Here is a 23,345-nt window from a genome sequence, read left to right as displayed (position 1 = left end):
CGGCCGGCCGCATGTCCGGTGGGTGTTGTACATGGCCACCTGGGCCGCCATCCGGGCGCGCTCACCGCTGGCCGAAACCTACCGACGGCTGGTGGAGGCTGGCAAACCCAAAAAACTCGCCGTCACCGCCTGCATGCGCAAGTACCTCACCATGCTCAACGCCATGCAGCGCGACAACCTGCCTTGGTACCCAAAAGGAAGCTCTGCATGAAATGACAGTTGACTCCTACGGGGCTTTCCCGCGCGTGCAGATGCCCGCGGCGGCTGGATCGGGCATCATTCGGCTACGATTTTCATGGGATTACGATGATGAAGCGTTCCAGGACCACCGCGCTGCTGCTGATGGGTACCGCGCCGCTGCTGTTCACCGCCTGCCAGCAGGAGCAGACGGTGCAGGTGCAGGAAGGGCTGTACACCTCGGTGGAGGCCTGCAGCGAAGCGACCGGCGATCCGTCCAGCTGCCGCCAGGCGTTCGCCGCCGCGCAGCAGCAGGCCGCCGACGCCGCGCCGCAGTACGCCAGCCGCGAGGAATGTGCGCAGGAATACCCGGCCGAGCAGTGCGTGCCCCAGCGCACCAGCGCCGGGCATTCGTTCGTCGGGCCGATGATGATGGGCTTCTTCATGTCGCAGATGCTCAACGGCCGCGCCGGTGCGGTGGCCGCGCCGCCGGCGTCGCAGCCGGCGTTCCGCGACAAGGCCAACGGCTGGGCCAGGCCGGCGGCGGTACCGGGCGGCAGCGGTGGGCTGAACACCGCCAGCCGCATCGGTGCGGGCAAGGCCGGGCTGGCGCCGGTGAACGCCGAACCGAACCGTGCCGTCACCGCGCGTCGTGGCGGTTTCGGCAACAGCAGCCGCGGCCGCGGCAGCTTCGGCGGTTGATGCGGTGAAGCGCGTCGCCATCGCCGAGCGCTCCAACTGGCGCGCTCGCGCCGCCGAGGGTGGCTTCCGCTTCCACACCATCGACGGCGCACCGTACTGGGACGAAACCGCGTACTACGCCTTCACCCTGCGCCAGATCGAGGACGACCTGGAAGACCCCAGCGCCGAGCTGCACGCGATGGCGCTGGACCTGGTCGGCGACGTCGTGGCCAGCGAGGAACTGATGGAACGGCTGGCGATCCCCGCACCGTTCCGCGACTGGATCGCCGAAAGCTGGCGCCGTGGCGACCCGCACCTCTACGGCCGGCTGGATTTCGCCTACGACGGCAACGGCCCGGCCAAGCTGTACGAACTGAACTACGACACCCCGACCTCGCTGTACGAGGCCGCATTCTTCCAGTGGCAGTGGCTGGAGGACCAGCGCAACCGCGGCGCGCTGCCGCAGCAGGCCGACCAGTTCAATTCCCTCCACGAGGCGCTGGTCGAACGCTTCGCCGGGCTGGCCGCGCGCCTGCCGCCGCCGCTGTATTTCAGCGCGGTGCGCGAGTCGGAGGAGGACCAGGGCACGGTGGCCTACCTGCGCGACTGCGCGGCACAGGCCGGCCTGCACGGCGCGGCCATCGCCATCGAGGACATCGGCCTGTCGGAAGATGGCCGCTTCACCGACCTCGATGACGTGGTGATCGGCAGCCTGTTCAAGCTGTACCCGCTGGAAGACCTGATGCGCGAGGACTTCGGTGCCGCGCTGCCGGGATCGGGCGTGCAACTGCTGGAGCCGGCATGGAAGGCGGTGCTGAGCAACAAGGGCATCCTGCCGCTGCTGTGGCAGCGCCACCGCGGCCATCCGAACCTGCTCGAAGCGCATTTCGACGATGGTCGCGCGCTGCCGGCCGGCTGGGTGCGCAAGCCGCTGCATTCGCGCGAGGGCGCCAACGTCGCCATGCACATGCCTGATGGCCGCTGGCAGGAAAGCGAGGGGCCGTATGCCGGGCCGTGCATCGTGCAGGCGTTCCATCCGTTGCCGGCATTCGCCGGCAACTACCCGCTGGTCGGCAGTTGGGTGGTGGGCGACAACGCCTGCGGCATCGGCGTGCGCGAGGACGACAGCCGCATCACCCGCGACAGCGCGCGCTTTTTGCCGCACGCGATCATCGACGACGTGCCGGCGGGCAATACCCGCATTTACGTCTGATCGCCGCGCAGGTCGGGGCTACGTCCCCGACGCGTGCATTCGTTCGGGTCCCTGCGTCGGGGGTGTAACCCCGACCTACCGGTAATCGCCTATCTTTCCGGCGGCACCCAGATGGCGATGCCGGCCGCGCGCTTCTGCTGGGTCGGGATGCCCATGCTCAAACCGCCGCCGCCGTGGCGGCCGAAGCTGCCGGCGCCGACCGACATGCCCACCGGCGAGCCGCCGGCGCCCACGCCCATCAGCACCACGCCGTTGGCGCCCAGCGCGGCGGCCTCGCGCTTGAGCCGGGCGATGGCCGCGTCGGTCTGGCCCTGAGTGCCGAAGCCGACCGCGCTGGAGGATTCGAGCTGGGCGATCTCCATCGCACCGGCCGGCGGCGTGGAATAGACCTGCACGCTGGCCGGGTCCACCGGTGCGCGCGCCTGCCCCAGCATGACCCTGGAGGTGCTGGCGCAACCGGTGGCAATCAGGGCGATGCCCAGTGCGATGACGAGCGGGAATTTCATGGTTTCACTCCCCGGCGACGGTGGTCCGTGAATCATCGGCAGCCATCACTGAATCGCCTGCGAACCACGGCTCCCGGCAAGGGCACGCGCGGCAACCGACGGAGAAAGAAAATGGGCCTTGTCAGCCTGATATGGGGCATCGTGGCGCTGCTGTGGATGCTGCTGGCCTTCATCCCGCTGCTGGGCTGGGGCAACTGGTTCCTGATCCCGTTCGCGACGGTGGGGGCGATCATCGCCGCCATCGGCCTGCTGTTCACCCATGCCGGCAAGCATGGCCGCGCCCGCGCCGGGCTGCTGCTGAACGGCATCGTCATCGTGGTCGGGGTGGTCCGCCTGAGCCTGGGCGGCGGCATCGTTTGAAGCCCGCCGGCGCACCGGCGGGGCGTAGAATGCGGGGCCATGCCGGCGGCAGGTGCCGGCGCCCGAGACCCGCTGCAGGCGCAATGCCCCGACGATGATCATCCGACCCCGCCCCCGCGGCTGGCAGCTGCTGTACATCCGGCGTGGCTCGATCGTGCCGGCCATCGCCCCGCGGGTGCTGGCGATCGGCGGGCTGGCGGTGGGCGCGACCCTGCTGGCCGAGGTGTGGCATCCGTTCGCCGCCGGTGGCCTGGCGGTGGCGCCGTTCACCCTGCTCGGGCTGGTGCTGTCGATCTTCCTGAGCTTCCGCAACAACGCCTGCCACGAGCGCTGGTGGGAAGGGCGCAAGCTGTGGGGGCAACTGCTGATCGAGGCGCGCGGTTTCGCACGCCTTGCCAATGCCCTGCTGCCGGCCGACGCGGCATTGCGGCGCAGGGTGTCGCGGCCGCTGGTCGGTTTTTCCCATGCGCTGGCCGCGCAGCTGCGCGGGCGCGAGGAGATCGCCGCGGCGATGCCGTGGCTGGAGCCGGACCAGCTTGCCGCGTTCGAGCGGCGCAACGTGCCCGACGGGCTGCTGGCGCTGGTGGCGGCGGAACTGGCCGCATCGCTGCGCGCCGGCCGGATCGATTCCTACCTGTACGGCCGCTTCGAGGCGCACCTGCATGCGCTGGCGTCGGTGCAGGGCGCGTGCGAGCGCATCGCCGGCACGCCGCTGCCGTTTGCCTACACCCTGTTGCTGCATCGCTGCGTGTGGCTGTTCTGCGTGCTGCTGCCGTTCGGCCTGGCCGGCACACTGGGCTGGGCCACGCCGGTGGTGTCGATGCTGCTGGCCTATGCGTTCTTCGGCCTGGACCAGGTGGGCGAAGAGCTGGAAGAACCGTTCGGGCTGGAAGCCAACGACCTGCCGCTGGACGCGATGGTGCGCACCATCGAGATCGACGTGCTCGACGCACTGGGCGAGCGCCCGCTGCCCGAGCCGCTGCAACCGCAGGGCTACCTGCTGCAATGACTTCAACGTACCGGAGTACCGCCATGTTCCACCCCCGCTACCGCCCCCGCCGCATGCGCCGCGATGAATTCTCGCGGCGGCTGATGCGCGAGCACGTGTTCACCGCCGACGACCTGATCTGGCCGGTGTTCGTGCACGAGCTGCCCGGCCGCGCTCCGGTGGCGTCGATGCCGGGTGTGGAGCGGTTGTCGATCGACGAACTGCTGCGCGAGGCCGAGCAGGCCTTGCAGCTGGGCGTGCCGGTGATCGACCTGTTCCCGGTGCTCGACGCGTCGCGCAAGTCGTTGGACGCGGCCGAGGCCTGGAACCCGGATGGCCTGGCGCAGCGTGCGGTGCGCGCGTTGAAGCAGCGTTTCCCCGAGCTGGGGGTGATGACCGACGTGGCACTGGACCCGTACACCACCCACGGCCAGGACGGCATCATCGACGCGCGCGGCTACGTGCTCAACGACGTCACCGTCGAGGCGCTGGTCAAGCAGTCGCTGTCGCATGCCGAGGCCGGCGTGGACATCGTCTCGCCCTCGGACATGATGGACGGCCGCATCGGCGCGATCCGCGATGCGCTGGACGAAGCCGGCCACATCCACGCCCGCATCATGGCCTACTCGGCCAAGTACGCCTCGGCGTTCTACGGCCCGTTCCGCGACGCGGTGGGCAGCGCCGGCAACCTCGGCAAGGCCGACAAGAAGACCTACCAGATGGACCCGGCCAACGGCGACGAGGCGCTGCGCGAGATCGCGCTGGACCTGGAGGAAGGCGCGGACATGGTGATGGTCAAGCCGGGCATGCCGTACCTGGACGTCGTGTGGCGGGTGAAGCAGGAGTTCGGCGTGCCGACCTTCGCCTACCACGTCAGCGGCGAGTACGCGATGCTCAAGGCCGCCGCCGCCAACGGCTGGCTGGACGAGCGCAAGTGCGTGATGGAGACGATGATCGGCTTCAAGCGCGCCGGCGCCGATGGCGTGCTGACCTATTACGCGCCGCAGATCGCGCGCTGGTTGAAGGAAGCCTGAGATGGACGCGCCCGGCATGCAGCCCTGGCAGTGGGTGGTGTGGATCGCGGGGGTGACGGTGTTCGCGCTGGTGATCGGCGGGCTGGTCGTCGCCGTGCTGCGCGCGTTGCGGCGTCCGCCGGAACTGCCCTCGGCGGCCGAGCGCCTGCAGCGGCAATCGCCGCCGGCGCCGGAGGTGGAAGCGCGGCTGCGCGAACTGGCCGGCCTGCGGCAGAGCGGCCGGATCGGCGACGCCGAGTACGAGCGCCGCCGCGCCGAGGTGCTGCGCACCCCGTAGGTCGGGGCCACGCCCCCGACATGGGGGATCCTTGATGTCCGGAGCGTCGGGGGCGTAGCCCCGACCTACGGAATCAACCGCATGTTGGGCAAGCCCCGTCTGCACTCAGCCGCTGCAGCCGCCGCAGCACACCGAGGGCTGCAGCTCGATGGCGCCGGGGGCGAGGCGCTGGCCGGCGCGGGCCAGTGCCGGCAGCAGTTCCACTTCCAGCGCGCAGGTGGAGCAGCGCAGGGTGGCGGTGGCCGGGTCGTGGTCGATCAGGGCGGCCGGGTCGATCTCCAGCAACTGCTGTTCGATGGCGGCCAGGTCGGCCGGGGTGTCGCCGAGGCGGATGACGTATTCCATTGCGGTATTCCGGAAAAAGCGGGGAGGTACGCGCTGCGAGGTGATGGCAGCGCGCGGCGGACGGGTCAGTTGGTGACGACCAGCTTGCCCTTCATCAGCGCGGAGTGGCCGGGGAAGCTGCAGAAGAAGCTGTAGTCGCCACCGGCGGCGAGCTTGCGGCCGGGGAAGCTGACGCGGGTGGTGGCGCCGCCGCCGATCAAGGCGGTGTGGGCGATCACGCGGGCATCGTCCTTGGCCACGTAGTCGTTTGCGGTGCCGGCCTTGACGCCATCGCGGGCCACGGCGGCCAGGTCGGCGGTGGGGGTGATGACCACGTTGTGGCCCATCGCGGCCACCGGCAGCTTGCCGGTGTGGGTCAGTTCGACGGTGACGGTGGCGCAGCTGGCCGACACGGTGGCCTCGCGCAGGTCGAACTTCATGGCGTCGTCGCCCTTCAGCGAAATGGTGCAGTTGCCGGCGGCCTGGGCCATGCCGGCGGCGCCGAGCAGGGCAAGGGCGAGGAGGGGGCGGGAAAGTTTCATGTCGTGCTCCATGAGGTGCAGGAAACGGGTAGGTCAGCCGCCGGCCAACGCCTTGCGGACGTCGTCGATGAAGGCCGGGTCGGGGACGGCGCTGCTTACTTCGCTGCGGGCGAGGATGCGGCCGTCGGCGTCGAGCAATACCAGCGCGCTGGTGTGGTTGATGCTGCCGTCCTCGCGGAAGCGGTAGCGCACGTCGAGCACGTTGGCCAGGGCGGGCACGTCGTCGGCGTCCGGTTGCAGGAAGCGCCAGCCGTCGCCGACGCGGTGGCGCCCGGCCATGTCGGCCATCACCGCGGGGGTGTCGCGTGCCGGGTCGAGGCTGAGCATGGCGATGCCGAGTTTTTCGCGCTGCGCCGGGGTGAGCTGCTTCTGCACGCCCTTGGCGTTCTCGACGATCAGCGGGCACATCAGGTGGCAGTTGGTGTACAGCATGGAAACCAGCTGCGGGCGTCCGCGCAGGTCGTGCCATTGCAGGGCGTGGCCGTCCTGGTCGGTGAAGCCGGCCTGCAGGTGGTACAGCGATTGCCCCGGCAACGCCGGCGCGGTGGTGTCGGCGGCGCGGACCGGCGATGCGAGGGCGGCCATGCCGAGGGCGAGGGCCAGCAGGAGGGAGGAGGATTTCATGGTTGGCTCCTTGCACAGCGGAAACCGAGGTTGCCGAGCGTGCTGGATGGTTGCAGGGCAGACAGCAGGACGAAGCGTTTGACCACGCCGTAGTCGCCGGGGTCGTTGAAGGCCAGCGCGGTGGCGCCGCAGAAGCGCAGCGCCTCGCCATCCTCCTGGCCGCGGCGGTCGCCGTCGCCCAGCAGCGAGGTGAAGTCGCCGCTCCATTCCCAGTTGGCGCCGTGCAGGCCGTGGATGCCCCAGGCGTTGGCCGGTGCGTCGGCGGCGGCGTCGATGGCGCGCGGGGTGCCGTCGTTGATCTGGCGCAGGCGCCAGGCGCGGTCGTCACGGGCGTCGAAGCGGGTGGCGTCGGCGGCGGCGGCGAACTCCCATTCCAGGAAGGTCGGCAGGCGTGCGCCCTGCGCGCGGCAATAGGCGTCGGCGGCATACCAGTTCACGTGGGCCACCGGGGCGTCGGCGGCAACCGTGGCACCGGGGCCGTCGGCCGTTTCCCAGTGGCCGAGGTAGCCGGGACTGGCGAACAGCGCCGGGATGCGGTCGCGCCGCCATTGCGGGTGTCCGGCGACGAACGCGGCGAACTGCGCATTCGTCACCGGGTGTTGCATCAGCTGGTAAGGGGCCACCGGCACCAGGCCGGTGGCGTCCTCGAAGCGGACCGAGGAATGGAACGCGCCGCCGTCGAGCATCCGGTAGCCCGGTTCCGGGCCGCTGGCGCCGGCGAGCGCCGGTGCCAGGGCCAGGGCGAGCAGCAGTGGCCGCATCCGTTCCATCGCCGGGTTACCTGCCGCCCTGCGGTTCGCCTTCCGGGTACTCACGGTCGTGCTGCTGGCCGGTGTAGATCTCGTGGTTCTCCTCGCCGGTGACCTTGAGGATGCCCAGCGAACCCTTGTGGAAGGTGCGGAAGATGCTGTGGTCCACCAGCACGAAGTTGCCCGGCACGTCGGCCTTGAACTCGACGATGGCCGAACCGCCCGCCGGCACCAGCGTGGTCTGCACGTTCTCCTGGTACTTGCTGCCGCCTTCGAAGTAGACCTTGTCGAAGATCTCGCCGATGACGTGGAAGCTGGACACCAGGTTCGGGCCGCCGTTGCCGACGAAGATGCGGATCTTCTCGCCGGCCTTGGCGGTGAGCGCGTTGTCGCCGGTCAGCGAGCCTTCCGAGCCGTTGAACACCACGTAGGTCGGGTGCTCGTCGATGGCCTTCTCCAGGCTGAAGGACTGCAGGCCCGGGTCGCCGTGCGCGCCTTCGGTGTAGAAGTCGCCCTGCATCACGTAGAACTCCTTGTCCACCGGCTCCAGGCCTTCCTCCGGCTCGACCAGGATCAGGCCGTACATGCCGTTGGCGATGTGCATGCCCACCGGCGCCATCGCGCAGTGGTACACGTACAGGCCCGGGTTGAGCGCCTTGAAGGTGAACTGCGTTTCATGGCCCGGCAGCGTGTTGGTGGCCTCGGCGCCGCCGCCGGTGCCGGTGACCGCGTGCAGGTCGATGTTGTGCGGCACGTGCGAGCTGTGGTGGTTCTTCAGCTTGAACTCGACCGTGTCGCCCTTGCGCACGCGGATGAAGCTGCCCGGCACCGAGCCGCCGAAGGTCCAGAAGTTGTAGGTGGCGCCGTCGGCGATGCGCATTTCCTTCTCGACCATCTCCAGGTCGACGACGACCTTGGCCGGGGTCTTGCGCGTGATCGGCGGCGGCACCATCGGCGGTGCGGTCAGCACGGCGTGGATGGTTTCCAGCTGCGCGGCGGGGGCCGCGGCCGGCGCCTTGGGCGCGGCGAAGGCCGGCGCGGCGAACATCGCGGCGATGCCGCTGGCGAGGGCGTAGGACAGTACGTGGTGCTGCAAGCGTCTCATGGCGCGTTCCTGAAGTAGCGTCGTTGGTTGACGGGACCTACGTTAGGAGCGCACGCGAATCGCCTCGTTGATTTGCATCAATTCAGGGGCCGCGCAAGGCGCCAACGCACCGCTGCTTGACCTGCGTCAAGCCTGCATCCGCGGTCAGCGTGGGGTAGTCGAAAAACCGTGGCGCACCTGCCGCCAGCAGCGCCATTGCGCGTGCAGCCCCAGCGCGTACGCGATGGCCAGCGCGATGCCGGCGATGCAGGAAAAAGCAGGGGCGAACACGGCCGGCAACAGCAGCGTGGCCGCCAGCAGGTGCGCATGCAGTACCCGCCGCTTCGCCGCCTCGTCGAACAGGCTGCCCACGCCGGGCACGCGGGTGCCGCGTGCCACCCGCTGGCGCAGCGCGATCCAGGTCAGGAAGCCGGTAATTTCCAGCGCCATGCCGACCACCAGCAACGGCAGGCCGATGCCGAGCACCAGCGCGCCACCCAGCAGCACGTGTCCACCCGGCAGCAGCGCCGCCGCGCCGCCGCCCAGCAGGGCGATGCCGCCCCAGCGCCAGAACCGGCGCAGCAGCGGATTGCGCTGGTACTGCGTGCGTGACTGCACCAGCAGCACACCGGCGGCGAACAGTGCGAACGGCACGGCCATGCCGCGCCATGTGGCGTCCGGCAGCACGCCGCTCCACGCAGCGACGGCGATGGCGAGCGCCGCCAGCACCACGGCCTGCGCCCCGCGCAGCCATGACGGCGGTATCGCGCGCGTGCCTTGCAGCATCGGCAGGGTGACGCTGCCCACCGCAACCAGCAGGCCCAGTACCCAGCCGACGCCGCCGACGATGGCGTGCAGGTTCACCAGTCCGGGCGATACCGGCGTGTGCCAGCCGCTGCGTGCGGCCAGCAGCACCAGTCCCAGCGCCAGCGTCGCCAGCAGCGCCAGTACGGCCATGCCGATGCCGTCGCGCACCGCGCGTTCGCCGTTGCCGCGCGACAGCGCCACCAGCGCCAGCACCGCGAACGCGGCGAGGCTGCCGCCCAGCAGCACGGCGGCAACGGGCGCGAGCCAGCGCAGCGGCGTGGCCAGCGCCAGCAGCAACAGCCCCACGCCGGCATTGAAGGCGGCCTGCAACCACGGCACGCAGCGCTGTGCCGGCAGCGGGCTGGCCGCGGCCACCGGCAGGAACTGCACCAGGCTGCCCAGCATCGCGTTGCCCAGCAGGCCCAGCGCCAGCATGTGCACCAGTACCAGCGTCGCCGGTGTCCAGCGTGAGGCCAGCGCCACCTCGCCCTGCCACGCCAGCCACAGGCCGGCGACCATGCCCCACGCCTGCGCCACCAGCAGGAAACGCATCGGCAGCGCCGGTGCGGGCGCCTGGGTGAATGCCAGCCCGCTCATGCCGCCGGCGGCGTGTCGAGCAGGTGCCGGTCGGAGGCATGGCAGATGGCGATGCGGGCGCCGCCGCCCGGCGCGTCGTGCACGTACCAGACGAAGCCCCATTGCGCGAGGATCGGCAGCAGCGGCGCCGGGTACAAGGGCGTCAACGCCAGCAGCAGCTGCCCGGCGGGCAGCGTCTGCAACTGGTCGAGGATGCGTTGCATCGGTTCCGGCGCCGGCAGCTGGCGCAGGTCCAGCCGCAGCGGCGTCAGCCCACCAGCCACAGCAGCCAGCCCAGCGGGTGGTGGGTGCGGGCGATGCCGTAGATCTGCGCGAAGCACAGCAGCGCCGCGGCGACCAGCAGCGCGCGCTTGGCGGTGGCCAGTTTCGGCCGGAACGCGGCGATGCCCAGGCCGATGTAGCCGAGCAGGAAGCCGATCTTCACCCACAGCCAGCCGTTGCCGAAAAAGCCGGCGGGGAAGTTCTTGGCGATGATGGTCAACAGCATCATCGCCGCGGTCAGCAGCACGGTGTCGATGGTGTAGCTCAGGTAGCGCACCGCGGCCAGGCGCGGCCAGCGCATGCCGGCCAGCATCGCCAGCGCGCGCAGCGCGAACAGGCCGCCGCTGGCCAGCGCCGAGGCGATGTGCACCAGCTTGATGTCGGGGTAGAAGGTGATCATGCCGAGCATCGTACTCAACCCGGCCGGCCGTCGGCGCGCGGGCTCAGGTAGATCCAGCCGAGGCGGCCCACCCATGGCGCCAGCGCCAGCAGCCAGCCCACCGCGGCCGCGGCCTGCCAGGCCATCGCGTCGGGCGCGATGTCGGCGACGATGCGCATCACCGCCACCGCCTGCAACGCGGCGAAGGCGAACCACGCCACCTTCGGCATCACCATCGGCCGCCCGGAATGGCCCTGCGTCACCCGCGTCACCATCGCCACCAGCAGGCTGCCGAAGAAGCCGATGAACAGCGCGTGCATCGGCGCGCGGCCGAGCACGAACTCGCCGCTGCCCAGGTAGGTGAAGCTCTGCACCAGGTACAGGGCGAAGGTGACCGGCAGCCATGCGGTGCCGATGAACAGCACCGCCAGGATGCCGGGCATGCGCCCGCGCGGCCACCAGCGGTACACCGCCAGCGCGGACAACAGCAGCAGCGGCAGGTCGGCCAGCCACAGCCACGCATAGGCATGCACCAGCTCCAGCCCCAGGTGCGCCATCAGCAGCGCCCACATCGCGCCCAGCCACCACAGCGGCCGCCATGCGCGGTAGCCCGGCACCACGTTGCCGGCGAAGAACGGGAACATGCGGTGGGCCACGGTCATGTACACCGGCAGCAGCAGGCCGATGCTGCCCAGCTTGATGCTGGCGAAGGCCCAGTTCGCCGGCGCGCCCAGGGTGAAGGCGATGAACATCACCAGCCCCAGCCAGCCCAGCAGCAGGCCGGCGAAGCACGAGCGGGCGTGCCAGGTGCGGCCCTTTTCGTCGGCCAGCAGCCGGCCCAGCGACAGCAGCGCGCTGGTCCAGCCACCCAGCGCCAGCAGCAGGCCCACGCTGATGCCGGCCTGCCAGCCTGCGGTGCCGAGCAGGATCGCCAGTTGCCCGCCCATCAGCCCCAGCCCCACCGGCACGTAGTGCCAGCGGCTCAGGTCGGGCAGCCCCATCCAGCGCGGGAACACCGTCAGCAGGAAGCCGAAGATGAAGCTGGGCAGCACCAGGTACTGCATCAGCAGGGCATGCAGCCAGCCGGCGTAGACCGAGGTTTCGGGCATGGTCCAGCCGCCCCAGCGCATGGCCAGCAGCCACAGCGCCCACCACAGCATCGCCAGCAGCACGTTGCCGGCGCCGACGAAGAACATCATCCGGTGCGGCGCCTGCGCCAGCCAGGAGGGGGAGAGCCCGCGCAGCGGCGGCGTGGCGCGCGGATCGGGCGGGGGAATGATGTCGATTTTCATGCGCACAGGATGCCGCCGACGCCGCGGGCATGCCTTGACGTGGGTCAGGTTCGCCGGCCGCGAAACGCGGAAGAGCCGCTTGCGCGGCTCTTCCGGTTTCATTGCTGCGCTGGACCGGCACCCCGGGGCGGGGTGCCGGCGCCCGGGTCAGGCCTGGTCGGCCTGGCCCACCGGCAGGGCCGCGGCCTTGCGCGGCGCCACCCACAGGCGCAGTACGAACCAGGCCAGCATCAGCGCACCCACGCTGAACAGCGTGTCGGCCGGCACCCGCATCCACACCAGCATGTCCACGATCGGCTGCTGCATGAACTCGGCCGAGCGGGCGTACCAGTAGCCATGCTTGAGCACCGCGGCCAACTGCAGGATGCCCAGCGGCAGCAGGGTGAAGGCGGCCATGCCGGCCAGGCCGATGTTCAGGGTCCAGAAGGCGGCCTTGAGCAGCTTCTCGTTCCAGACCACCTCGGCCTTGATGCCGCGCAGGCAGAACAGCATCAGGCCGATGCCGAGCATGCCGTACACGCCGAACAGCGCGGTGTGGCCATGCGTGGCGGTCAGGTTCAGGCCCTGCATGTAGTACAGCGACAGCGGCGGGTTGACCAGGAAGCCGAACAGGCCGGCGCCCACCAGGTTCCAGAACGAGACGGCCAGGAAGAAGATGATCGGCCACTTGTAGCGGGCCATCCACGGCGTGGCCTTGCCCAGCTTGTAGTTGTGCCACGCCTCGAAGCCGACGTAGGCCAGCGGCACCACTTCCAGCGCCGAGAAGCTCGCGCCGAGGGCGATGACCGAGTTGGGCGTGCCGCTGAAGTACAGGTGGTGCAGGGTGCCCAGCACGCCGCCGGCCATGAACACGATGGTGGCGAACAGCACCGCCACCGTGGCGCTGCGTGCCTGCAGCAGGCCCAGCTTGACGAACAGGAAGCTCATCACCGCCACCGCGAAGACCTCGAAGAAGCCTTCCACCCACAGGTGCACCACCCACCAGCGCCAGTATTCGACCATCGACATGTGGGTGTGCTCGCCCCACATCAGCGCGGCGGCATAGAACAGGCCGATCGCCACCACCGACAGGAACAGCAGCATCACGATGGAGCGGGTCTCGCCCTTGCGGGTCAGGGTCGGCCACAGCGCGCGGCCCACCAGCAGCAGCCACAGCAGCAGGCCGATGAACAGGAACACCTGCCAGAAGCGGCCCATGTCCACGTATTCCCAGCCCTGGTGGCCGAACCAGAAGTTGTGCTGCAGGCCCAGCTTCTGCATCACCGCGAACCACTGGCCGGCAAACGAACCGACCACGATGATGATCAGGCACGTCCACAGGAAGTTCACGCCCAGCCGCTGGAACCGGGGTTCATGCCCGGAGATGGCCGGGGCGATGTACAGGCCCATGCCCAGCCACGCGGTGGCGATCCACAGCACCGCCAGCTGCGTGTGCCAGGTGCGGGTCAGCGCGTAGGGCAGGTACTCGGACAATGCGAAACCGTAGGCCTCCTGGCCTTCCACCTGGTAGTGCGCGGTGGTGGCGCCCAGCAGGATCTGCACCAGGAACAGCGCCATCACCACCCAGAAATACTTGGCGGTGGCGCGCATCGACGGGGTGACCTTGACCGCCGCCAGCGGGTCGGTCCTGGGCAGCACCGGGGCCATTTCGTCGCCGTGGTTGGCCGCGTAGTGCCAGCCCAGCAGGCCGACGCCGCCGATCAGGAACAGCACGCTGAACACCGTCCAGATGAAGGCGTCGGAGGTGACCTTGTTGCCCACCAGCTCGTCGGACGGCCAGTTGGCGGTGTAGGTGATGTCCGAGCCGGGGCGCTCGGTCACCGAGGCCCAGGCCGTCCACCAGAAGAAGGCGGTCAGCTTCTGCCGGCCTTCGGCGTCGGCCACGGTGTTGTTGCGCATGGCGTAGGCCTCGCGCAGCTGCGCCGTCTCCGGCGCGTTGCCGAACAGGCTCTCGTAGTGCGCGGCGACTTTGGCGATGGCCTCGGCGCGGTCGGCGCTGATGTAGATCGCGTCGTCGTTGGCGTCATAGGTATTGGGCCGCAGTTCCTTCTGCACGCGCTTGATGTAGGCCGCCTGTGTGGGTTCGTCCAGCTGCTTGTAGCTGTCCACGCCGGCTTCGCGGCTGGCCCAGATGTCCATCAGGGTCTCGGCTTCGCGGTGCAGCCAGTCCGCGCCCCAGTCCGGGGCCACGTAGCCGCCGTGGCCCCAGATCGAGCCCAGCTGCTGGCCGCCGAAGGATTGCCAGACCTGGCGGCCCTGCTCCATGTCGGCGCGGTCGAAGACGACCTGCCCGGCGGTGGTGACCACCTTGGCCGGCAGTGGCGGGGCCTTGTGGTTGATCTCGCTGCCGACCCATAGCAGGACGGCGAACGAGGCAATGAGCAGGACGGCCAGCCCTGCCCACAGCTTGCGTGTGGAATTCATGGTGCATCTCTCTCCTCGGGGAAGTGCGGGCATCATCGGCGGCGCCCACGGGGGCCTCCATGACACAGGTCAAGCCGGGGGGATTGAGTGCCTGCCAGCGTGTTGCCGGGCGGCGGTGAGGCAGGTCGCCGGCAACCGCTCAGCTTTGGCTCTGGCTTTTGCTTTTGCTACGGCTGTTGCTTTGGGGCTTTTGACTTCCCCTGCCGTAGAGCGAGCCGAGCACCGCAGCGGGACGGGGGGCGAAGAGGCGCACGTGTTTGAGCGAAGCGAGTTGTGCGCCGTCCCCCCGGCCCGCGAGGAGCGCAGGGGACCGATGCGGCGCAGCCGCATCGGCTCGCGTCCCGGCCGTGCTTTCTTTTGGTTACTTTTCTTTGCACAAGCAAAGAAAAGTGACTCGCTCCTGCGAAGCAGGAGTGAAAGCTCTGCTTTAAAGCGCTTGCTTCGGCTTTCGTCGTTGCTTCTCTTCTGCTTGGGAAAGGCAATGGCAAAGGCTTTCGCTCCCCTTTCGGGGAGCGAGCTACTTTTCTTTGCTCGTGCAAAGAAAAGGTAGCCAAAAGAAAGCACGCCCTGCCTCCGCGCCCACGGCACTGCGTGCCGCGGGTCCACTCCGCCGCCGGGATTTTTCGACACGACATCCATGTCGTGTCGAAAAACGACGTGCATCCGTGCACGTCGCCCCTGCGGGGTCTTGTCCGTCGGCTCCGTCGCTGCGGAAGGGAACCCGGAAGATCAAAAGCGCAGGAGCAAAAGCAAAATCACGGCAACGGCAACGGCAACGGCAACGGCAACGGCAACGGCAACGGCAACGGCAACGGCAACGGCAACGGCCAGCGCCGGGCGTGTTCAGATGCGTAGGTCGGGGCTACGCCCCCGACGGCGTGATGCCGGATCCACCAAAAGCACAGGGGCATCGCCCCGACACACTCAATCGCGCAGCACGGTCAGCGCCAGCGCTTCCAGCCGCGGCAGGTCGATGATTTCCACGTCACGCTGCTTGATGTGCAGCAGGCCGTCCTGCTCGAACCGGCGCAGCACCCGGCTCACCGTTTCCGGCGCCTGGCGCAGGTAGTTGGCGATGTCGGTGCGGGTCATCGTCAGCTGGAACCGGCGCGGCGAGAAACCGCGCGCCGCCAGCCGCCGCGACAGGCCGATCAGGAACGCCGCCATGCGCTCGTCGGCGGTGTTGTCGCGCGCGAACAGCGAGGCGATGCCGATGTCGCGGCTCATCAGCCGGAACAGGTGCTGCTGCAGGTTGGGCAGGCGCGCGGCCAGCAGCGCGATCCGCGGGAAGGAGAACCGGCACAGCATCACCGTGTCCAGCGCCACCGCGTTGCATGGGTAGCGGTCGTCGTGGATCGCGTTCAGGCCGATCACCTCGCCGGGCAGGTGGAAGCCCAGCACCTGCTCGTGGCCGTTGCGGTCGATCTGGTAGGTCTTGACCGTGCCGGCACGCACCGCGGCGATGGCGCCGAACGGGTCGCCCTCGCGGAACACGTGCTCGCCCGGGTGCAGCGGGCCGACGTGCTCGACCAGCACGTGCAGGTCCATCAGCGCGCCCTTGTCCATGCCCTCGGACAGGCAGGCCTGCGAGAACGCGCAGGTCGAGCAGAAGGTCAGCGCGTCGCCGTCGTCGGCCAGCACGCTGACGTCGGTGCGCGGAAACACCAACGGCGAGGTCATGCGGCCGCTCCCGACGGAATCGTCACGCCGTGCGCGTTCACACCGTGCGCGAGAAGCGGGGGGTTGCCGTGGCGGCAGCAGCAGTGGGCAGGTAGCGGTCGAAGCACATGGCGATGATACGCAACAGCAGCCGTCCCCGCGAGGTGGTGCGCAGGCTGCCCTCGTCCAGTTCCACCAGCCCGTCCTCGCGCAGCGGCTGCAGGCGCTGCAGGGCCTCGGCGAAATACTGGCGGAAGTCGATCACGTGGCGGCGGCCGAGGTCGCCATAGTCCAGCGCGCCGTGGCACATCAGCTGCTGGATCACGTCGGCGCGGATCACGTCGTCCTCTTCCAGGCGCATGCCGCGCCACACCGGCAGGTGGCCCTGGTCGATGGCCTTCTCCCAGCTGAGCAGGTCGCGCGGGTTCTGGCTGAAGCTCGGGCCGATGTGGCTGATGGCGCTCACCCCCAGCCCCAGCAGGTCGCTTTCGGCGTGGGTGGTGTAGCCCATGAAGTTGCGGTGCAGGCTGCCGTTGCGCTGCGCCACCGCCAGGCTGTCGCCGGGCAGGGCGAAATGGTCCATGCCGATGTAGACGTAGCCGGCTTCGCCGAGCTTGTCGATGGCGCATTGCAGCAGCGCCAGCTTGGTTTCCGGCGTCGGCAGGTCCTCGGCGTGGATGCGCTGCTGCGGGCGGAACATCGACGGCAGGTGCGCGTAGCTGTAGATCGCCAGCCGGTCCGGGCGCGCCTCCAGGGTGATGTCCAGGGTGCGCGAGAAGCCTTCGATGCTCTGCCTGGGCAGGCCGTAGATCAGGTCCACGTTGACCGACTGCAGGCCGTGCCGGCGGCAGGCGTCGATGATGTCCAGCGTCTGCTCCACGCTCTGGATGCGGTTGACCGCGCGCTGCACCTCCGGGTCGAAATCCTGCACGCCGAGGCTGGCGCGGTTGAAGCCGGCCGCGGCCAGTTCGCCGACCTCTTCGGGGGTGATGAAGCGCGGGTCCAACTCGATCGAGCAGTCCAGCCGCTGCGGCGCGGCGAAGGAGAAATGCCGGCGCAGCACGTCCATCACTTCGGCGATCTGCGCCGGCGACAAAAAGTTGGGGGTGCCGCCGCCGAAGTGCACCTGCTCGACGTCGCGGTCGCGGTCGAACAGGGTGGAGGTCATCGCCACCTCGCGGTACAGCCGGGTCAGGTAGGTGGCGCCGCGCGCGGTGTCGCGGGTGATGATGCGGTTGCAGCCGCAGTAGAAGCAGGGACTGGTGCAGAACGGGATGTGCAGGTACAGGGACAATGGCCGCGGGATCGGGTCGCCGTTGCTGACGGCGGCCATCTGCCGCAGGTCGGCCTCGCCGAACGTCGAGGAGAACTGCGGCGCGGTCGGGTAGGAGGTATAGCGTGGCCCCGGCGTGTCGTAGCGCCGCAGCAGCTCGGGGTCGAACAGGGAGGAAAGGCTGGCCATGCCCGGCAGACTAGGTGCGGGCGCCGGGGTTGTCCTTGACGTGGGTCAATCGAGGCCGCCGCCGGGCCTCGGATGGCGCGCGCTAGAATCGACCGGGACGCGATCCCAGACCATGCAAAGGAGCCCCATGAGCGCCGCCCGCTATGCCGTCTTCGGCCAACCCATCGCCCACTCGCAGTCGCCGCACATCCATGCCGCGTTTGCCAGGGCGCAGGGCATCGCGCTGGACTACCGCGCCATCGAGGCGTCGCCGCAGGAGTTCGCCGCGGCGCTGGAGGCCTTCGCCGCCGAGGGCGGCGTGGGCGCCAACGTCACCTTGCCGCACAAGGAAGCGGCGTTCGCGCTGTGCGCCACCACCACCTCGCGCGCGCACCGGGCCGGCGCGGTCAACACCCTGCTGCGCAAGGGCGATGGCTGGCATGGCGACAACACCGACGGCATCGGCCTGGTGCGCGACCTCACCGGCCGCCACGGCCTGGACCTGCGCGGCCGCCGCGTGCTGCTGCTGGGCGCCGGTGGCGCCGCGCGCGGCATCGCCCCGGCGCTGCTGGACGCCGGCATCCTCGAACTGGTCGTCGCCAACCGCAGCCCGGCGCGCGCCGATGCGCTGGTCGATGCGATGGCCGAGCCGGGGCGGGCGATTTCCGCCTACTGGGAGGACCTGCGCGAGCAGGGCGATTTCGAACTGGTCATCAACGCCACCTCCGCCGGCCGCGACAAGGACGCCGCGTTCCAGCTGCCGCTGTCGCTGGTCAACAGCCTGACCACCGCGGTGGACCTGAACTACGGCGGCGCGGCGATCGCCTTCCTGGCTTGGGCGCGCGCGGCCGGCTGCCGCAACAGCTTCGACGGGCTGGGCATGCTGGTCGAGCAGGCGGCCGAGAGCTTCCGGCTGTGGCACGGCGTGCGCCCGGACACCGATGCGGTCTACGCCGAGCTGCGCGAGCGCGCCAGTACCCTGGTCACGGCGGACTGAGCGGCGTGGACAACACGCAGTTGCTGACCACGCTGCTGGTGTCGATCGGCTACCGCCTGCCGGTGCTGATCGCGCTGGGCGTGGCGCTGGTGCTGCTGGGCGGCGCGCCGAAGGCGGTGGCGCGCACCGCGGCGTTGTGGGCCTTGTCGCTGCTGATGGCGGCGACGCTGCTGGGCGGGGTGCTGTCGGTGCTGCCGCTGCTGATGATCGCCGCCGGAAGTTTCGACCGCATCGGCGCGCTCAACACCATGCTGGGCGCGGCCCACTTCGCGCTGTCGCTGCTGGAGGCGGCCGGCTTCGTGCTGCTGGCCTGGGCGCTGGTGCGGGCGCTGCGCGGAAACGCAACCCGACCGTAGGAGCGCACCTTGGTGCGCGATGGGGTTCTACCGGGAAAGCCTGCTTCTCGTAGCTGCGGGGCTTGCCCCGCATGGGGCTTCCCCGGCAAGGCCCCGTGTGGGGCAAGCCCCACACCTACGAGCGGCAAGGGAAATCAGCCGCCGCCCAGCGCGTGCACGATCCCGACCACGTCGCCTTCGTTCAATTGCATGGGTATTCCCTGCGCATTCCTGCGCTGCTTGTCCGTAGATGCGGGGCTTGCCCCGCATGGGGCCTTCATGGTGCGGCCCGTGCCGGGCAAGCCCGGCACCTACGGCATGCGGGTCGTTGTGGGAAAATGCCGGCCTTGAACGGAGCAGGCGGCGGATCGGCGTGACGGAGAAGGTGGAAGCGCCGCGGGCGTTGACCGAAGAGGTGAAGACGGCCATCCGCGACGCCTACGCGAAGCTGCAGGCCAATACCCCCGGCTTCAGCACGCGCCGCTCGCAGAGCCAGATGATCGGGGTGGCCTCGCGCGCGCTGGCCACCGGCGGCGTGGGCGTGGTCGAGGCACCCACCGGCGTCGGCAAGAGCCTGGGCTATCTCACCGCCGGGGTGCCGATTGCCTTGGCGTCGAAGAAGAAGCTGGTCATCAGCACCGGCACCGTGGCGTTGCAGTCGCAGCTGGTCGAGCGCGACATTCCCAATTTCCTGAAGGCCACCGGCCTGCAGGCCACGGTGGCGCTGGCCAAGGGCCGCACCCGCTACCTGTGTACGCGCAATGCCGCCGAGGCGCAGGGCGAGGGCGCGCAGGAGGGCATGTTCGGCGACGAGGTGCTGCTGCACGACCGGCCGTTGGCGCCGATCGAGATGGAGGTGGCCGGCAAGCTGGTGCGCGCCTTCGGCGAAGGCCGCTGGAACGGCGATCTCGACAATGCGCCGGAAAACGTCAGCCCCGGCCTGCGCGTGCGCATCACCACGCCGGCCTCCGGTTGCGCCGGCCGCCGCTGCGCGTATTCGGCGCAATGCCCGGTGCTGCGCGCGCGCAGCGAGGTGCGCGAGGCGCAGATCGTGGTCACCAACCACGCGCTGCTGCTGTCGGCCTTGTCCATTGGCGAAAGCGACAACGGCCAGCCGCTGATCGCCGCGCCCGCCGACATGCTGCTGGTGCTGGACGAAGGCCACCACGTCGGCAACGTCGCCATCGACCAGGGCGCGGCCAGCCTGCCGCTGGACGACATGGCGCGGCGCACCGGGCGCCTGCAGATCATCATCGCCGCCGCCTACCGCGCGGTGGACAAGGACAAGCTGGGCAACCTGCTGCCGAACGAGGCCATCGAGGTCGCCGCGCGCGTCAGCAAGCTGCTCAAGGCCTTCGCCGACGGCATCGCGCAGGTGTGGACGCCGGCGCCGGACGAGCGCGAGCCGCTGTGGCGCGCCGCCAACGGCCGCCTGCCCGAGGCGTGGAAACAGCCCATCGAGGAACTGGCCGACGAAACCCGCAGCCTGCTGAACTGGGCCACCGCCGCGACCTCGCAGGTCGCCAAGGCCAAGCCCGAGGACGCCGGCCACGAGCGCCTGCAACGTAGCCTCGGCATGGCGCTGGAGATGATCCAGCAGCAGTACGACCTGTGGGCCGGCTGGCGGCGCGAGGACAAGGAGGGCCAGCCGCCGATGGCGCGCTGGATCACGCTCACCCGCGACGGCGAGCACGTGCTGCACTGCTCGCCGGTGTCGGCGGCGATGGTGCTGCGCAAGCTGCTGTGGGACGAAGTGGATTCGGTGGTGATGACCTCGGCCACCCTGACCGGCGGCGGCGATTTCCAGTCATTGGCGATCGACAACGGCATCCCCGAGGAAGCGGAGATGGTGTCGCTGGCCTCGCCGTTCGACCTGCCCAATCAGGCGCAACTGGTGGTGCCGCCATTCCCGGTGACGCCGGACGACCGCGAGCGCCATCCGAAGGAAGTGGCGAAGTATCTGGCTGCCGAACTGGACTGGGACAAGGGCAGCATGGTGCTGTTCACCTCGCGCTGGAAGATGGAGAAGGTGGCTGAGCTGATGCCGGCCAGCCTGCGCAGGAAGGTGCTGGTGCAGGGCGAGGGCGCCAAGCAGAAGATGATCGACGAGCACCTGCGCCGCACCGCCGCCGGGGAGGGCTCGGTGCTGTTCGGGCTGAACTCGTTCGGCGAGGGGCTGGATCTGCCGGGCGAGGCCTGCACCACGGTGGTCATCACCCAGGTGCCGTTCGCGGTGCCGACCGACCCGCAGACCTCGACCCTGAGCGAATGGTTCGAGAGCCGTGGCCTCAATTCATTCAACTTGATTGCGATCCCGCACGCACTGCGCACGCTGACGCAGTTCGCCGGGCGCCTGATCCGCACCTCCACCGACACCGGCCGCGTCATCATCCTCGACTCGCGGCTGCTCACGCGCCGCTACGGCAAGCGCATCATCGACGCGCTGCCGCCGTTCAGGCGGGTGATCGGGTAGTGCCGGCCGCTGGCCGGCAACTGCATGAATGTCGGGTGATGCGAGGTTGCCGGCCGGCGGCCGGCACTACTCCTCGCGCTTGTTCAGCGCCGAGGTCACCGCCGCGGCTTCCTCGCGCGACAGGAACAGGTATTCCAGCTCGCAGCCGCCGAACTTGTCCTCCAGCTCGTGCATGCGCACCGGGTGGTTGCCGAAGCGGTAGTGCCGGCTGCCGTTGTCGGTGTCCTCGATCAGGTAGACGCCGAACGACGGCGGGTTGGTCAAGGTACCTTCCAGCTTGACGGCCGAAGGGTCGATGGCGCGCTGGATGAGGTCTTCGAGGTCGGTCATGGCGTTGCGGTATGGGGCGTGGGGTCGTGATCTGCGGGCAAGTGGAATCGTTGTCGGGGCCGGCGTCAATGCCTTTGGCGATCCGGCCGATGGCCGGGCACGGCAACCCGGGCCCGCCGCTCCGATAGCGGCCTGCCGGAAGCGGGCTTGAGGGACGGGCGGGGGCGGATGCGCCGCCCCCGCGGACAGGCGGCCTGCGGGGCGGTTTCAGCCCCTGCGCAGGCGCCGCGCGAGGCCGCTGGCCACGGCGATGGCGGCGGTCAGCGCGGCCATCGACAGGAACTGCACGCGGGTGGCGGCGGTGCCCAGCAGCAGCACGAAGATCAGCGCCAGGATCGCCAGTGCCAGTACCGTCAGGTACGGGAAGCCGGCCATGCGGAACGGCAGCGGGGTGCCGTTGCGCTCGGCGCGGCGGCGCAGGATCAGCTGCGAGACCAGGGTGATGGTCCACACCAGCAGGCAGGTGGAGCCGACCACGTTCAGCAGCACCGGCAGCACCTTGTCCGGGTACAGCAGCTCCAGCACGGTGGCGGCGAAGCCGAACAGCACGCTGGCCAGCACCGCCAGCACCGGCACCTGGCGGGCGCTGACCCGCGCCAGCCCGCGCGGTGCCTCGCCGCGCGCGGCCAGCGAATGGATCATCCGCGAGGCGCCGTAGAGGTTGGCGTTGAGTGCCGACAGCAGCGCGATCACCGCGATCAGGGTGATCGCGGTGGCCGCGCCGGGGATGTTGGCGACCTGCAGCACCGCCGCGAACGGCGATTTCAGCGCCTCGCTGGTCCACGGCACCACCGCGATGATCACCCCGATCGAACCGATGTAGAACACCAGGATGCGCCAGGCCACGGTGCGGATGGCGCGCGCCAGGCTGCGCTCGGGGTCCTGGGTCTCGGCCGCGGCCACGGCCACGATCTCGGTGCCGCCGAAGGCGAACACCACCACCAGCAGCGCCGCGCCGACGCCGGCCAGCCCCTTCGGCGCGAAGCCGCCGTGGCCGAGCACGTTGGACAGCCCCGGCGAGGCCGCGCCCGGCAGCAGCCCTGCCAGCAGGGCGATGCCGACCAGGATGAAGGCGACGATCGCCACCACCTTGAGGATGGCGAACCAGAACTCGAACTCGCCGTAGTTGCGCACGCCCATCAGGTTGATGGCGGTGAACGCCAGCATGAACGCCAGCGAGGTCAGCGGCACCGACAGCTGCGGCCACAGCGTCGCCAGCAGCCCCGCCGCGCCCACCGACTCGGCGGCGATCACGATCACCAGCTGCACCCACCACAGCCAGCCGATGGTGGCCCCGGCGGTGGCGCCCAGCGCGTCGGCGGCATACACCGAGAACGCGCCGCTGGCCGGGCGCGCGGCGGCCATCTCGCCCATCGCGTGCATCATGATGATCACCAGCGTGCCGGCGACCAGGTAGGACAGCAGCACCGCCGGTCCCGCGGCCTGGATGCCCACGCCCGAGCCAAGGAACAGGCCGGCGCCGATCGCGCTGCCCAGGCCCATCATGATCAGTTGGCGCGGCTTGAGCGCGCGCTCCAGCTTCTGCGACGGCGGGGCGGCTGCAATGGACGGATTGGCGGACATCGGCAGGCTTCGGGTGGCGGAAAGGGCGACACGATACCGCAGCGCTTGCGCTGGATACGTGCGCTTGCAGCAATCCTTTGTGGGTCGATCGCTTTATCCTTCTCCGATTGACGGCACGCTCCCTTCTCCCTGCGGGAGAAGGTGCCCCGAAGGGGCGGATGAGGGGCGAACGGAGGCAATGATGTCCGAACCATCGGGACTCCATTG

Annotated in this window: 25 protein-coding genes and 1 pseudogene; 11 read left to right on the top strand and 15 right to left on the bottom strand. The window is 69.7% G+C overall.

Annotated features, from left to right (window positions below; genetic code table 11):
• The 3 genes and pseudogenes from ABB34_RS15560 to ABB34_RS13490 form a co-directional block, all read left to right on the top strand.
• Nucleotides 1-211 (top strand): annotated as a pseudogene (locus ABB34_RS15560) (hypothetical protein); the annotation flags it as partial.
• 98 nt (nt 212-309) lie between these two features.
• Nucleotides 310-879, top strand: coding sequence for a DUF1190 domain-containing protein (locus ABB34_RS13495; protein ID WP_057641898.1), 570 nt, complete (start codon nt 310-312; stop codon nt 877-879).
• Nucleotides 880-883: 4 nt separating this feature from the next.
• Entirely contained in the window at nt 884-2,071 is a 1,188-nt protein-coding gene (locus ABB34_RS13490; protein WP_057641893.1) for a glutathionylspermidine synthase family protein, read from the top strand.
• Between the two features lie 89 nt (nt 2,072-2,160).
• Here the strand turns inward: ABB34_RS13490 and ABB34_RS13485 are convergent, their stop codons facing one another.
• A complete protein-coding gene (locus tag ABB34_RS13485; RefSeq protein ID WP_057641892.1) occupies nt 2,161-2,577 on the bottom strand; it encodes a hypothetical protein in 417 nt (138 codons plus the stop codon).
• A 111-nt stretch (nt 2,578-2,688) separates the two neighbouring features.
• On the opposite strand from ABB34_RS13485, the gene ABB34_RS13480 reads away from it, so the two are divergent.
• The 4 genes from ABB34_RS13480 to ABB34_RS13465 all read left to right on the top strand — a co-directional run bounded on the left by ABB34_RS13480 (nt 2,689) and on the right by ABB34_RS13465 (nt 5,236).
• Nucleotides 2,689-2,937 (top strand): hypothetical protein, encoded by a 249-nt coding sequence (locus ABB34_RS13480; protein WP_057641891.1) that lies wholly within the window; start codon nt 2,689-2,691, stop codon nt 2,935-2,937.
• Nucleotides 2,938-3,031: 94 nt separating this feature from the next.
• On the top strand, nt 3,032-3,946 hold the full coding sequence (locus tag ABB34_RS13475; RefSeq protein ID WP_057641890.1) for a bestrophin family protein: 915 nt from the start codon (nt 3,032-3,034) through the stop codon (nt 3,944-3,946).
• A 23-nt stretch (nt 3,947-3,969) separates the two neighbouring features.
• Nucleotides 3,970-4,959 carry a porphobilinogen synthase gene (gene hemB / locus ABB34_RS13470; protein WP_057641889.1) on the top strand — a complete coding sequence of 330 codons (990 nt, stop codon included), beginning with the start codon at nt 3,970-3,972 and terminating at the stop codon, nt 4,957-4,959.
• Between the two features lies 1 nt (nt 4,960).
• Nucleotides 4,961-5,236, top strand: coding sequence for a hypothetical protein (locus ABB34_RS13465; protein WP_057641888.1), 276 nt, complete (start codon nt 4,961-4,963; stop codon nt 5,234-5,236).
• A 105-nt stretch (nt 5,237-5,341) separates the two neighbouring features.
• Here the strand turns inward: ABB34_RS13465 and ABB34_RS13460 are convergent, their stop codons facing one another.
• From ABB34_RS13460 to ABB34_RS13415, 10 genes are all read right to left on the bottom strand, one after another.
• The gene (locus ABB34_RS13460) at nt 5,342-5,581 is read right to left on the bottom strand and encodes a hypothetical protein (protein ID WP_057641887.1); all 240 of its coding nucleotides are present in this window, start codon (nt 5,579-5,581) and stop codon (nt 5,342-5,344) included.
• Between the two features lie 65 nt (nt 5,582-5,646).
• The gene (gene azu, locus ABB34_RS13455) at nt 5,647-6,102 is read right to left on the bottom strand and encodes an azurin (protein ID WP_057641897.1); all 456 of its coding nucleotides are present in this window, start codon (nt 6,100-6,102) and stop codon (nt 5,647-5,649) included.
• A gap of 33 nt (nt 6,103-6,135) precedes the next feature.
• The gene (locus ABB34_RS13450) at nt 6,136-6,726 is read right to left on the bottom strand and encodes an SCO family protein (protein ID WP_057641886.1); all 591 of its coding nucleotides are present in this window, start codon (nt 6,724-6,726) and stop codon (nt 6,136-6,138) included.
• A complete protein-coding gene (locus ABB34_RS13445; RefSeq protein WP_057641884.1) occupies nt 6,723-7,496 on the bottom strand; it encodes a formylglycine-generating enzyme family protein in 774 nt (257 codons plus the stop codon). The genes ABB34_RS13450 and ABB34_RS13445 overlap by 4 nt, the downstream gene beginning before the upstream one ends.
• A 7-nt stretch (nt 7,497-7,503) precedes the next feature.
• Complete coding sequence (gene nirK / locus ABB34_RS13440; RefSeq protein WP_083490218.1) at nt 7,504-8,580, bottom strand: copper-containing nitrite reductase; 1,077 nt, start codon at nt 8,578-8,580, stop codon at nt 7,504-7,506.
• Between the two features lie 144 nt (nt 8,581-8,724).
• Nucleotides 8,725-9,963 (bottom strand): hypothetical protein, encoded by a 1,239-nt coding sequence (locus ABB34_RS13435; RefSeq protein ID WP_057641882.1) that lies wholly within the window; start codon nt 9,961-9,963, stop codon nt 8,725-8,727.
• On the bottom strand, nt 9,960-10,226 hold the full coding sequence (locus ABB34_RS13430; RefSeq protein ID WP_057641881.1) for a DUF2249 domain-containing protein: 267 nt from the start codon (nt 10,224-10,226) through the stop codon (nt 9,960-9,962). The genes ABB34_RS13435 and ABB34_RS13430 overlap by 4 nt, the downstream gene beginning before the upstream one ends.
• Nucleotides 10,211-10,624, bottom strand: a complete 414-nt coding sequence (locus tag ABB34_RS13425; RefSeq protein WP_057641895.1) for a SirB2 family protein — start codon at nt 10,622-10,624, stop codon at nt 10,211-10,213. Before ABB34_RS13425 ends, ABB34_RS13430 begins: the two co-directional genes overlap by 16 nt.
• Before the next feature lie 14 nt (nt 10,625-10,638).
• On the bottom strand, nt 10,639-11,895 hold the full coding sequence (locus ABB34_RS13420; RefSeq protein WP_057641879.1) for an NnrS family protein: 1,257 nt from the start codon (nt 11,893-11,895) through the stop codon (nt 10,639-10,641).
• A 147-nt stretch (nt 11,896-12,042) separates the two neighbouring features.
• Nucleotides 12,043-14,319 carry a nitric-oxide reductase large subunit gene (locus ABB34_RS13415; RefSeq protein WP_057641877.1) on the bottom strand — a complete coding sequence of 759 codons (2,277 nt, stop codon included), beginning with the start codon at nt 14,317-14,319 and terminating at the stop codon, nt 12,043-12,045.
• A 642-nt stretch (nt 14,320-14,961) separates the two neighbouring features.
• Between ABB34_RS13415 and ABB34_RS15480 the strand changes: the two genes are divergently transcribed.
• A complete protein-coding gene (locus ABB34_RS15480) occupies nt 14,962-15,174 on the top strand; it encodes a hypothetical protein (RefSeq protein ID WP_083490217.1) in 213 nt (70 codons plus the stop codon).
• A 69-nt stretch (nt 15,175-15,243) separates the two neighbouring features.
• Here the strand turns inward: ABB34_RS15480 and ABB34_RS13410 are convergent, their stop codons facing one another.
• Together ABB34_RS13410 and hemN are read right to left on the bottom strand one after the other, a co-directional pair.
• Nucleotides 15,244-15,999 (bottom strand): helix-turn-helix domain-containing protein, encoded by a 756-nt coding sequence (locus ABB34_RS13410; RefSeq protein WP_057641876.1) that lies wholly within the window; start codon nt 15,997-15,999, stop codon nt 15,244-15,246.
• A 37-nt stretch (nt 16,000-16,036) separates the two neighbouring features.
• The gene (hemN, locus tag ABB34_RS13405; RefSeq protein ID WP_057641874.1) at nt 16,037-17,440 is read right to left on the bottom strand and encodes an oxygen-independent coproporphyrinogen III oxidase; all 1,404 of its coding nucleotides are present in this window, start codon (nt 17,438-17,440) and stop codon (nt 16,037-16,039) included.
• 127 nt (nt 17,441-17,567) lie between these two features.
• Here hemN and aroE point away from each other — a divergent pair, with 127 nt between their 5' ends.
• The 3 genes from aroE to dinG all read left to right on the top strand — a co-directional run bounded on the left by aroE (nt 17,568) and on the right by dinG (nt 21,224).
• Complete coding sequence (aroE, locus tag ABB34_RS13400; RefSeq protein ID WP_057641873.1) at nt 17,568-18,416, top strand: shikimate dehydrogenase; 849 nt, start codon at nt 17,568-17,570, stop codon at nt 18,414-18,416.
• A 5-nt stretch (nt 18,417-18,421) separates the two neighbouring features.
• A complete protein-coding gene (locus tag ABB34_RS13395; RefSeq protein WP_057641872.1) occupies nt 18,422-18,772 on the top strand; it encodes a hypothetical protein in 351 nt (116 codons plus the stop codon).
• 352 nt (nt 18,773-19,124) lie between these two features.
• Nucleotides 19,125-21,224, top strand: coding sequence for an ATP-dependent DNA helicase DinG (gene dinG / locus ABB34_RS13390; RefSeq protein WP_057641870.1), 2,100 nt, complete (start codon nt 19,125-19,127; stop codon nt 21,222-21,224).
• A 66-nt stretch (nt 21,225-21,290) separates the two neighbouring features.
• Here dinG and ABB34_RS13385 read toward each other — a convergent pair whose 3' ends face one another.
• Nucleotides 21,291-21,554 carry a hypothetical protein gene (locus tag ABB34_RS13385; protein ID WP_057641868.1) on the bottom strand — a complete coding sequence of 88 codons (264 nt, stop codon included), beginning with the start codon at nt 21,552-21,554 and terminating at the stop codon, nt 21,291-21,293.
• Between the two features lie 207 nt (nt 21,555-21,761).
• Nucleotides 21,762-23,138, bottom strand: coding sequence for an amino acid permease (locus tag ABB34_RS13380; protein ID WP_083490216.1), 1,377 nt, complete (start codon nt 23,136-23,138; stop codon nt 21,762-21,764).
• Between the last annotated feature and the right edge of the window lie 207 nt (nt 23,139-23,345).

Origin of the sequence: Stenotrophomonas daejeonensis (assembly GCF_001431505.1) — a bacterium.
Lineage (GTDB): Bacteria > Pseudomonadota > Gammaproteobacteria > Xanthomonadales > Xanthomonadaceae > Stenotrophomonas > Stenotrophomonas daejeonensis.
The sequence above is the reverse complement of the archived record's forward strand: the minus strand, read 5'-3'. Positions and strand labels throughout refer to the sequence as shown.